The 11,680-nt window shown below is 58.9% G+C and carries 9 protein-coding genes; 2 read left to right on the forward strand and 7 right to left on the reverse strand.

The window, feature by feature from the left end:
- Positions 1-618: hypothetical protein (locus tag OES25_11425; GenBank protein ID MDH3628248.1), on the forward strand; the 618-nt coding region annotated here is incomplete at its 5' end.
- 226 nt (positions 619-844) lie between these two features.
- Entirely contained in the window at positions 845-2,560 is a 1,716-nt protein-coding gene (locus OES25_11430; protein ID MDH3628249.1) for a DUF4215 domain-containing protein, read from the forward strand.
- A 78-nt stretch (positions 2,561-2,638) separates the two neighbouring features.
- Here the strand turns inward: OES25_11430 and OES25_11435 are convergent, their stop codons facing one another.
- Genes OES25_11435 through OES25_11465 form a run of 7 tightly spaced genes read right to left on the reverse strand, consistent with a single transcriptional unit; the run spans position 2,639 to position 11,679 of the window.
- A complete protein-coding gene (locus tag OES25_11435) occupies positions 2,639-3,808 on the reverse strand; it encodes a class I SAM-dependent methyltransferase (protein ID MDH3628250.1) in 1,170 nt (389 codons plus the stop codon).
- A complete protein-coding gene (locus tag OES25_11440; protein ID MDH3628251.1) occupies positions 3,808-4,986 on the reverse strand; it encodes a class I SAM-dependent methyltransferase in 1,179 nt (392 codons plus the stop codon). The genes OES25_11435 and OES25_11440 overlap by 1 nt, the downstream gene beginning before the upstream one ends.
- A complete protein-coding gene (locus OES25_11445; protein ID MDH3628252.1) occupies positions 4,983-6,218 on the reverse strand; it encodes a class I SAM-dependent methyltransferase in 1,236 nt (411 codons plus the stop codon). The genes OES25_11440 and OES25_11445 overlap by 4 nt, the downstream gene beginning before the upstream one ends.
- Positions 6,215-7,258 (reverse strand): NAD(P)-dependent oxidoreductase, encoded by a 1,044-nt coding sequence (locus OES25_11450; protein MDH3628253.1) that lies wholly within the window; start codon positions 7,256-7,258, stop codon positions 6,215-6,217. Before OES25_11450 ends, OES25_11445 begins: the two co-directional genes overlap by 4 nt.
- Positions 7,259-7,262: 4 nt before the next feature.
- Entirely contained in the window at positions 7,263-8,033 is a 771-nt protein-coding gene (gene rfbF / locus OES25_11455; protein MDH3628254.1) for a glucose-1-phosphate cytidylyltransferase, read from the reverse strand.
- 43 nt (positions 8,034-8,076) lie between these two features.
- Positions 8,077-10,002, reverse strand: a complete 1,926-nt coding sequence (asnB, locus tag OES25_11460) for an asparagine synthase (glutamine-hydrolyzing) (GenBank protein MDH3628255.1) — start codon at positions 10,000-10,002, stop codon at positions 8,077-8,079.
- A gap of 6 nt (positions 10,003-10,008) precedes the next feature.
- Complete coding sequence (locus OES25_11465; GenBank protein ID MDH3628256.1) at positions 10,009-11,679, reverse strand: hypothetical protein; 1,671 nt, start codon at positions 11,677-11,679, stop codon at positions 10,009-10,011.
- Position 11,680: the final 1 nt, after the last annotated feature.

The following is an 11,680-nucleotide window of genomic DNA, read 5'->3' on the forward strand; positions in this document are numbered from 1 at the left end:
ATCACCGAGATAATGGATGCAAGTGGCGACGGCATGGGAAATCTGTTGGCTGCGCCACATGCCCTGGCCGTCGGCCCCGACGATTCGCTTTACATCACCGGCAACGTCAGCGACAACGTGTTTCGGATCTATCCGGGCGGTGTCATCCGCCAGATTCTCGACAGTGCCGGCGCCGGAATCGGTGCACCCCTCGACAATCCAACCGGCATCGCCGTCGCCGGCAACGGCAAGATCTACGTGGCCGCGTTCGGATCGGAGAACGCATTCGAAATATCGCAGGGTGGTGGAGTGACCGAGTTGATGGACTCCACGGGCGATGGGATCAACGGTTTCACCGAGGCGTCAGACTTCTGCGTCGCCGTCGATGACGGGGGCACGCTCTACCTGGCCGGCACCGGCACCGACAACGTCTATCGAGTCTTGTTGACCTGTGGGGACGGCGCCATCGACGCGGGCCTGGAAGTCTGCGACGACGCCGGTGCGAGTGCCACCTGCGACGACGACTGTACGGTTCCGGTCTGCGGCGACGGCAATCTGAACGGCGCTGCAGGCGAGCAGTGCGAAGTTGACGCCGACTGTTCCGGTGGGATGACCTGTGGTGGCTGCGTCTGCTCCTGAGAGTCGGAGCGGACCGGGGTTGATCCCATTGCAACGGAATCACTCGATAATACTTTCAATAATCTAAGAATTATTTCTAGTAGTTGAGCGACATTTGGCTCGCTCCGAGGAGAATTGGCCGTAGAGTCTGATACAACGACTACGTTACGCACGAGTCAAAGGCAATTTGTTACATTTTTGAAAAGCTGGCACCAACACGGGCTGGTTTTTCGGGAGGAACTCAAAAATGAGAGCACACAGATTTCCCACACTGATGGGAATCGCGCTGCTGCTGCTCGCTACCATCACGCCCTCGCTGGCGGACGGTACCGAGACGCTGGGCGCTCCGTTGGGATTGGTTCTGGAATCGGGCGACGAGGTCGTCGCCGCCGGAATCGGAACGTTTGAGACCAACGGCGGCACGATCGAGATCACGCTTCCGACGGGCGACATCAAACAGGTCATCGCCTACTGGGGCGGAGAAGAAATCGGCAACCAACTCGGCGATGATTCGATCCTTCTTGATGGAACGCCGATCCTCGGCACCGACATCGGTGGGCCGGCCTTCTTCTTCAACTTCGACGGGAACGACTTCTACTACAGTGCGTTCCGGGCGGACGTAACCGGCGACGTCGCGCTGGTAGCCGGCGGCCTCAACTTCGTCGACGTAGGTGATATGGACTACGCCGGCGGCAACAGTGGTGCCGGCCTGGTGGTCATCATGGACACGGGCGGCAATTCCGCCGACATCGAGCTTCGTGACGGTGTCGATCTGGCGTTCGGACTCTTCCCGGAACCCCGCAAGAGTATGATCCCGCAAACTTTCGAGTTTCCGGCAGCAACGGTCGCGCGAACCGTCGATCTGGTTGTATTTGCCGGAAGCGTCGGCGAAGGTCGGCCCAATGTCATCGACCTCAACGTCGACGGCGTGATGTCAACGCTCATCAATCCGCTCGGCAGTAACGACGGCGAGCTGTGGGATACGCTGAGCATGTCCGTCAATGTGCCGGCCAACGAGGGCGCGGCCAGTTCGATGATTACGATCCTCCCGGTATCTCGTGACGACACGGCTTCCGGAGAACTCATCGCTTCGTTGGTCTGGATCGGCGCGGGAGTAACCGTGCCTGCGGTCTGTGGCGATGGCGAATTGGATGACGGCGAAGAATGCGACGACGGCAACTCAGTGAATGATGACGAGTGCCGCAATGACTGCACGATTCCGCGCTGTGGCGATGGAAATGTCGATCCCAACGAAGAGTGCGACGACGGGAATGACATCGACGATGACGAGTGCCGCAATGACTGCACGATCCCCGTCTGTGGTGACGGCATTGTTGACGCCGACGAGGATTGCGACGACGGCAATGACATCGACGACGACGAGTGTCGTAACGACTGCACGATTCCGGTCTGTGGCGACGGCATTGTTGACGCCGACGAGGATTGCGACGACGGCAACATGGTCGACGACGACGAGTGCCGCAACGATTGCACGATCCCGGTCTGTGGCGACGGCATCCTGGATGACGGCGAGGACTGCGACGACGGCAACAACGACGATGGTGATGGCTGCAACGCCGACTGCACGAACGAACTCGGCCAGGGCTGCACGCCGGGCTACTGGAAGCAAGAGCACCACTGGGGCAACTGGGATGGCTACACCCCCGGATGGATGGGCGATCACTACATCGACGTGTTCGGCGTTCCGGCTTCGTTCGGAAACATCACGCTGTCCGCCGCGCTCTGGCAGGGTGGCGGTGGCGAGAAGGCCCTCGGCCGGCACGCCACTGCGGCGCTGCTCAACGCGTCCAGTTCTGAGCTGAACTACCCCTACACCGAGGCCGGCATCATCGCGATCGTTCAGGACGCGTACGCTTCGGGGAACTACAACTGGGCCAAGAACGCGCTGGCGTTCGCCAACCAGACTCTCGATTGCCCGCTCGAAAGAGCTGAGCTTGAGTAGAGACCGCGGACGCTAGACGCGTCTGTGAGTGAGTTTTGATAGAGGGGTGACCGGGGCTAACCCGGTCACCCCTTTTTTTTAATCCAGATCGGTAAGACACGGGCTCAACCCCAGCCCGTCGAGCATCCCCGCGATTTCATCCCGATAGAGCGGGTTCATTACCAGCACCGTCTGCGGTCGCAGCTCCCGTAGATCGGCGGGGCTGACGATCGGGTGGCCGGTCCCGGGGGCGAACTTTCCCTGCTTGTGTGGATTGACGTCGACGATCGCGGTGACCTTTGCGTCGCGATCCACCAGATTCAAGAACGTCACGCCCTTGGAGCCGCCGCCCCAGACGACGACGGGAGCCGGGAGAGTGGACAGTGCGGCGCGCCAACGCTGAAGCTTGCTCTGGAACGCCTCATGAAACCGCGTCGCCGTCCTGACGACGCCAGAGGGGTCCACGAAGGTCCCCGCAGCACTCTCCTGCGCCGCGATCCGCCCGTTCAGACCCAGGTACTGCCCGCCAAAGCTCTCCGTGACATCGTCCGTCGCAATCCCGGCTAGCGTACACGCCCGCGCCAATGAAGACGCGGAGAAGTACTGACAGTGCTCGTAGATAAGATCCCAGATTCCAAGATCCCGTACCGTGAACAGCGCGTTTGGGACTTCCAGGTAGAAACGACAGTGGCCGGGCTCGGCGACAGCGTCTGATAGTCCCTTCAGAAACGGAACCGGCTCGACGATATGCTCGAGAACATGACGGCAGGTGATTAGGTCTGGACACAGATCCGAATGCTGGGGTCCAAAGAACTCGTTGAAGTAGCGAACGGTGCCTCGTTCCGGGATCGCCGCGCGTCCAATCTCGTAACTCTGATCGAAGCCGAAACCATCGTTCCCACCCAGGTCACTGATCAGACTCAGGAAGTCCCCTTTTCCGCAACCCACGTCCAGGACCCGTTTCCCGCGTAGGTCGTGCCGATCGACAAGCCCCACGGCCAGGTCATGGGCGAACTGGTTGAAAACCGCCGAGAAGTGGAGGGAGTTCTCGTATTCCTGATTGTAGTCCAGCAGGCTCGCGTCGAATGTCCGATTGAATAGATGACCGCAGCCCCGGCATAGCTCCAGCACGAGATCCCCGGTGGGCTGGGCGCGTGCTTCCTCTGCGCTGGGATACTGAACATTGCAGAAGACGGGGACACCCCGCAGCTCGACGGTCGTTTCGGTCTCGGTCTGACGACAGACCGGACAGCTGGCCGAGCCGGCCATCAGAGGGCCGCGAGCTCGGGATGCAGCCCAAGCTCCGTAAGCATCTGGCGGATCTCTTCGGTGTAAATCCGATTCATGATCACGACGTAATCCGGGCGAAGAGACTTCAGATCTTCGGGTGCGACGATGCGCTGCCCGGTCCCGGCCATGAAAAAGCCCTGTCGATGGGGGTTGATATCGACCACGTGCTCGATCTCATCGGTGATGCCGAGGGTCGTCAGAAATGAGACACCCTTGGAACCGGAACCCCAGAGTACGATCCGCTCTCCCGCGGCCGTTCGACGTTGGATCTCGTCGCGCCACTGGCCGACTTTCTCGGCAACCCGCTGCGGAAAACTCCCGACAAGATCTTTAAGTCGTGTCAACTCCGCGTCGTCCGCGAGTCCGCTCGACGGGGAGGACGACCCGGGCTGCCCGTAACGCCCCTCGACGGTCAAGTACTGGCCGTCGTATTCGATATCGCTCCGCACGACCTCGAAGCCAAGGCCATCGAATAGGCGACGGAGCGAGTATGGGGTGAAGTATGAGCAGTGTTCGTAGTAGATGTCCTCGAACGCGCACTCGGTCAGGATGCGGGTCGCCTCTGGGACCTGAATAAACACAACCGTGTCCGGCTGGCCGTGCACGGAATGACGGATCGCGCTCATGAACTCGCGACACTCCGGGATGTGTTCGAGCGTCATCTTACACGCCACGAAGTCGGCCTCATCCACCGACTGATCGGAGGAAAAGTACTCCGTGATGAACCGTACTCGCTCGCCACGAATCGGTTGCTCACGCCCCTCGATGTAAGACGGATCGAAGCCGAGACCGTCATTGTCACCGAACGCGCAGAGCATGTGGAGAAACTCCCCCTTGCCACATCCGATCTCGACGACGTGCTTATTTCGCAAGTCGTGTCGCTCAATCAAATCTCTAGCCAACCGCTCGTGGAACTTCCGAAACGTCGGGGAAAACCCCTGGGTTTCCTCGTAGCGTCCGGAATATTCTGTCAGCGACAGGTCGATCGCTTGATTCGATATGAACCCACAACGACTACAGAACCCCAGGTCTATCGTGCCGCGAGGGTAGGCGCGGGCCTCCTCGGCCGACTCCATCAGCAGGCAACTATTGCCCGGCGCCGACTCCACACGAAAGAAGGACTCCAGCGTACCTTCGCTGCAGGCGGGACAACTCATACGACCCTGGGTGAAGGGACCGGAATAATGAATCGACCTCCGCGCTGACGGTATTCCGCCTGTTGCTCAAGGATTTCGTCGGCGAAGTTCCAGGGAAGAACCAATGTGTAGTCGGGCATCCTCTTGAGGAGTTCCTCGGGAGCAAGAATCGGTATGCGCTTGCCGGGCATGTGACGGCCCTGTTTGTGAGTGTTGCGATCGACAACGAAGTCGACCAGCTCGCTGCCGATTCCCACCACGTTGATCAACGTGCTGCCTTTTGCCGCCGCACCGTACGCCGCAATACTGTGTCCCTTCGCTTTCAGATCTGTGAGCAGCGAATGCAGGCTCTTGCGGAGTTCTTGCACCCGGCCCGAAAACTCGACGTAGTATTCGGGGCCGTCCATCCCCAACCCCCGCTCTTCCTTGAGCAATCGAGTGACATTCTCACTGGGAGTATCGGATTTCCCGATGTACGAACGCAGAGAACCACCATGGATTGTGAGTCGCCGGATGTCCTGAAGGTAAAGACCGTGTCTTCGAAGAAGCCCATCGAGGGCAGTGACCGAAAAGTAACAGAGATGCTCGTGATAGATCGTGTCGAATTCGTTCTTATCCACAAGATCCCGAACGTAAGGATGCTCGATGACGGCCTGACCATCGTCCTTGAGGATTGCTGCCACACCCGCCGCAAAACCGTTGGTATCCGCGACGTGAGCCAGCACGTTGTTGGCGTGAATGACATCGGCTCGTCGGCCTTCCGCGGCTAGTCGATCTGCCAACTCTCGTGTGAAGAACACGTTCTCCGTCGGAATGCCTCGCTCAATAGCAGCGTTCGCGGGCCCCTCGGCAGGATCGATTCCCAGGACAGGTATGTTCTGTTGCTTGTAGTACTGAAGTAAGTAGCCATCGTTGCTGGCCAATTCGATGACCAGACTCTCCGGTCCCAGTTGACGTCGATCGATCAGCTCCTCGACGTTTGCCCGAGAGTGCTTCAGCAGCGCGTCGGAGAATGACGAAAAATAAGGATAGTCATCACAGAACAGGATCTCCGGCGGCACGGTCTCGCGTATCTGCACGAGTGCACAGTCCTGACAGTAGACCAGGGTCAACGGAAAGGTCGGTTCCGGATCAGCAAGTTGCTCGACAGTCGGCATCCGGTCGGCAAGCGGTGTCGAACCAAGGTCCAGGACTACGGACAGGTCGTCGCTGCTGCAGCTGCGGCAGGATGTTTCAGAAATCGACCGACTCACGACCCGGCTTCCTTCGCCGTCACCCAACGTAGATCCGTCCCCATCGCGCCGTCTCCAATGAGCTTCTTTACATGGGCGATTCGCATGAACTGTTCGCCTTCGAACGCTTCCAGGGTCAGGCCGACCCGTTTATAGGCCTCGTACAGCTCGATGACGCCGAGACGGGCGGTCCACTGTGGCTTGAAGCCGTGGAGCGTCCGTGCAATCCGGTTACAGTCCACGCGATAGCAGCGCTTGTCGGGGCCCGCGTCGGGGGCATACTCGACGCGACAGTTTGGAACCACGTCCTGGACGATGTCAGCCAGTTCGCTGATCTGGTAATTTTCGGTTGTCGTACCGACGTTGAAAGCCTGATTGTGGACCAACTCACGGGGGGCCTCGAGAGCCGCGATATAGGCCCGCGAAATATCTTCGATGTGCACGATCGGCCGCCACGGCGTGCCGTCGCTCTTGAGATACACCCGACCCGTCGTGAAGGCCCAGGCAGTCAGATTGTTGATCACGAGATCGAATCGGATGCGTGGAGACAATCCGTAGGCGGTGGAGGCCCGCAGAAACACCGGGCTAAAATTGTCGTCGGCAAGTTGAGAGACCGAACGCTCGACGTTGACCTTGGATTCGCCGTATGGCGTGACTGGATTGAACGCGGCGTTCTCGTCGAGGAAGTTATCGCCTGCGGCACCGTAATTGCTGCACGAAGACGCGAATAGAAACCGACCGACGCCAACTTGCTTGGCTAGTCCGGCCAATCGTGCCGAGGCCCGGTGATTGATCTCATCCGTCAGATTCGGTAGATAGTCGCCGAGCGGATCGTTGGAGAGACCCGCCAGGTGAATGATCGCGTCCAATCCGTCGAGATCGGTCGCCTCGACCTCGCGGACGTCCTTGACCAGAGTCGGTATGTCAGGAACCTCTCCGGTGAAAGTGCAGGAGCGGAAAATATCAGAGTCCAGGCCGCGGACCTCGTGCCCCTGCTCTTGAAGCAATCGCACGAGGGCACACCCGATGTACCCACGGTTTCCGGTTACAAGAACACGCATCAAACTACTCCCAACTCTTCCACGGCGGGTTGCCACTGTTCCATAAGTTTTCGAGAATGTGCTTCTCGCGCAGCGTGTCCATACACTGCCAAAAGCCGTCGTGCTTGTACGCCATCAACTGCCCGTCACCCGCTAGTCGCTCGAGGGGTGCGTGCTCCCACATAACATTGTCGCCGTCAATATAGTCGAAGATTTGAGGTTCCAGCACGAAGAACGCCCCATTGATCCAACCTTCGCTGGTCTGGGGCTTCTCCGTGAACTGCACCACCTTGTCGCCGTCGAATTCCAGGTGGCCATAGCGGGCCGCCGGTCGGACCGCCGTCATTGTCGCCAGCTTGCCATGGGACCGATGGAACGCGAGCAGCTTGTCCAGATCGACATCGGAGACACCATCCCCCCAGGTCAACATGAAGGTGGATTCGCCCAACCAGGGTGCCAGTCGTTTGATACGACCGCCGGTCATGGTGTGCAAACCGGTCTCGATCAGATCGACCGACCAATCCTCGCTGTGAGTGGCATGGGTGACGACCTCAGCCGTCTTCGTTTGCACCGTCAGAGAGCCCTCCAGGGCCGCATAGTCCATGAACCAGCGTTTGATGTATTCGCCCTTGTAGCCCAGGCCGATCGCAAATTCCCGGTGCCCGAAGCTGTCGTAGTGCTTCATGATGTGCCAGAGGATGGGACGTCCGCCGAGCTCCACCATCGGTTTCGGACGGATCTCGGTCTCCTCGGCAAGCCGAGTGCCCATCCCACCTGCCAGAATCGCTACTTTCACTGCATCCTCCGATCAGTCCGTATCCATATCTATAGGGATCTCGTCAGGGATTGGTCAAGCGGCGCGAGCCGCTACCGTCAATAAACGACCGAAACCACAACTCGAGTGTCATCAGACTGAAGACCTGCTTGGCCAGGATAAACTCGCGGTCGTGAAGCGCCTTGCGGAGCCCCTGGATGGCCTCGGGCCTGAAAATGCCTCGTCGCCGAACCGCCTCGTCCCCGATCAGGTCTTCCATCATCGCAAGAAAGCGTGGGTTACCAAAGTGACCTTCCACCGGAACATAAAACGGCATCTTGCGTCGTCGAGCCGTCGTCCGCGGAAGCAACCCTTCCGCCACACGCCGCAAGCAGTACTTCCCGATCAGTCGACGAATGTGGAACTTTCGAGGAAGCCCGAAAGCGAACTCGATCAACTCGTGATCAAGAAAAGGAACCCTACCCTCGATGCCGGCGGCCATACTCATCTTGTCCTGGCGCAACAGCATATTGTCCGGCAACCAGTGACCGAACTGCAACCGCAGCATCTCATCGAATCTACGTGTCGCGACCGCATCGTCCTCGGCGATATCTGTGGACGATCCGATTTCGCCAAGAACATCCTCGTGGAATAGCCCGTCGGTATCCCGGCGGTCGAACAACGAGATCAGGTGCCGATAGCGCGCATCGAGGTCGTCTTCCTCGAGTTGGTCGTGAAAGTCGAGAAGTTTCAATTTGCCGCGACGACCGAGGCTCGCAGGGTATTTGAAGGCAAGATTCAACAGTCCCGGCGGCGTCAAACGTAGGAGTGGATGGACCACTCCCCTTCGCAGCAGGCGTGGAGCGATCCGCGTGTACAGATCTGCGAGCCAGAGCACCTTGTGAAAGAGGTATCCCCCGAAGAACTCGTCGGCACCTTCTCCGGTGAGGATGACGGTGACTTGCTTCTTGGCCTCGTGGGCAAGCTTGTACATCGGCAGGCTAATCGGGTCGCCCAGAGGGTCGTCGGAATGGTAGACAACGTCCTGCAACAGGTCGATATCGGTCGGCCCACACTGAATCGTGTGATGTTTGCAGCCCAGTAGATCCGCAGTGGCTTCGGCCTCACGCAATTCGTCATGCTCGTAATCGAATCCGACAGAGAACGTATTTACTTGACCCATTTTCTGGCGAGTCATCAATGCCACGATCAGACTCGAATCCAACCCTCCGCTGAGGTATGCCCCCACCGGCACATCAGAAATCAGCCGTCGTTGGACGCTACGCTCCAGTTGCTCGCCGAGTGCTTCGATGGCCTCGCCCTCGGAGCTATAGTTCTGCTTGGTGTCACCCGTCGGCGGGGTCCAGTATCGAACGGTCCGGGTCTCCCCACGACGATGGATCAGATAGTGCCCAGCCGGAAGCCGCCGCACACCCTTCAGGAGAGTCGTGTTGCCGGGGACATATCGCAGCGCCAGGTAGCCCTGAAGCGCATCGAGATTCACTTCGCGATTCCATTCGTTCCAGCAACAGAACGTCTTGCTCTCCGAAGAGAACAAGAATCGATCACCCACTTGTAGCGTATACAGCGGTTTGATGCCGACGCGATCCCGCGCAAGAAACAGAGACTTCTCCTCTCGATCATAGATCGCAAAGGCGAACATCCCGTTGAGTCTGTCCAGGGCGTCGACACCGAATTCCGCATAGCAGGCCAGTAAAACTTCGGTGTCGGAATCTGATCGGAAGCTATAGCCACGACCGATCAGCGTCTGACGCAGCTCCCGGTAATTGTAGATCTCACCGTTGAAGACGATGACATACCGGCGATCGGGGCTGAACATCGGCTGGTGCCCGCCCGCGATGTCGATGATGCTAAGTCGGCGATGACCCAGGGAAACCGCGCCTTCCTCGAAGGTGCCGGAATCGTCAGGCCCACGATGGGTCAACATCTTGGTCATCTGCTCCAGCAAGTCTGGAGCGGAAAAACCACAGAATCCGACGATGCCACACATAAGCTTCTACTCGTCCAGCTCGCCGATTCGGATCTGAATTCGTTTCTCGATAGGTTCGGTGACCTGGCCTCGACGATCGATCACGGTGTCGATAATCTCCGGTAGCGCCAGTTCGTGAGGAACGAAGTATCGTGAAGACCCCATGTGGATCGTGGTGAACACGCTTCGATGCTCGAGACGTTCGATGCGTTGTAGGTCGGCCCCTGAGATCCGGTCGACAATCGTTACGCATTCTTCGCCCGTCTCGATCATCCGCTCGAGCTGAAGACCCACGTCCTGCTTGCGATAGATCAAGACACGCACAAGCAGCCGTTTGAGCCACGCGGCGACGGCGCTGAATCGACCGGTCGTCAACGTAAACACGCGAAATAGCAGGAACTTGAATGGCGTCATCAGCGGTCGGGCGAAGATGTAGAACGGAGCGTTGACCCGAATTCGATCGCCGTCGAGCGCCACATCGGCATTCGCAACGAATGACTGGTTGGAGCAATTCTTGCCGCCCACCAGGCTCCCCAGATACCCACAACTGGAGAACACCAACCGTTTCCGCTGTCGGTCGAAGAGCTTGACGACGCCACCCTTCGACAACCCCACGAAGAGATCGTACCGGCGACGCCGGACCTTCAACAATCCTGCGAGAGGAAACGACCAGGTCTGTGCATCCGCCGAGGGTGGATCGCTCTCGATCGCGGTCCTCGAATCCTTGCCCAACGCCCTGAGCGCGAACACGTAGTTATTCATGAGCACGAAGTAGTTGTAGGGATCCACGGACACCAGACCGGCGGCACTACCATCGAGGACGGATTCCCGCATGGTCTCGGCGATCCACCTCGCCGCTCCACTCTTACCGGAGAGCATCTCGAAGCCGGCCGGATAGTAGGTTTGCGTGTTGCGACTGGCGTACTCGCCGCCGATACTTCGGTCGGGGTGAATGAAATGCTTCAGAAATTCACACGCCCGCTGCAGTGACTCGAGTAACCGATCGTCGTCGGTCAACTCCCAGCAACGAGCCAGGTAAAACGTTCCGTGAGTCTGGTAACCCGGGTCGGCTCCACCGTACTCCTCGTACCAACCCTCATCAGACTGATGCGCGAGGATCTTTTCGAGAAAGTAGCGATACCGTTCGAAGTATTTCGGTTCCGAGAGAATCCGAGACGCGTGTAGCAATGCCGCCGCCGCCGCCGCCAGATGATTCGATAGGAAACCGTGGGACTCGTCGTTCACGGTTAGCCAGTCAGCAACCCCACGCAGGGTCGCGCGGAAGCCGTCGCTGACCTCGTCATCGAGATGTCCTTCGAGCAGTAGATAGGCCTCGGACATGTAGAAACCGGTGAAAGCGGTCGCCGCCAGGGATCGCTCACCGGGGTAGGCCTCGTTGAAATCGCCGCCGCGGTTCTGAATCTGTGCCCAGTAACGAAAGCCTCCCTGCAGCCAACCACGCAAAACCTCGCTGCCGTAGAGTGGGTTGCCCTCGAATTCAGTGACGTACAAATAGGCCAGGGTGCAGATCCCTTCCTGGAATCGAGCACCGGGGAAGTCGGTAAACTTCCAACTCCAGTAGGTGCGATCGAGGCAGCCGAAGGACCGACTACAAGCATCGCGGTCGAGCATTCCGAGGACCCGACGGTGCTCCTGGAGTAACGTCTGCTGATACAGACTGGCGGGGTCGATCGTCACG

The organism is Acidobacteriota bacterium (genome assembly GCA_029861955.1).
Classification (GTDB): Bacteria; Acidobacteriota; Polarisedimenticolia; order Polarisedimenticolales; family Polarisedimenticolaceae; genus JAOTYK01.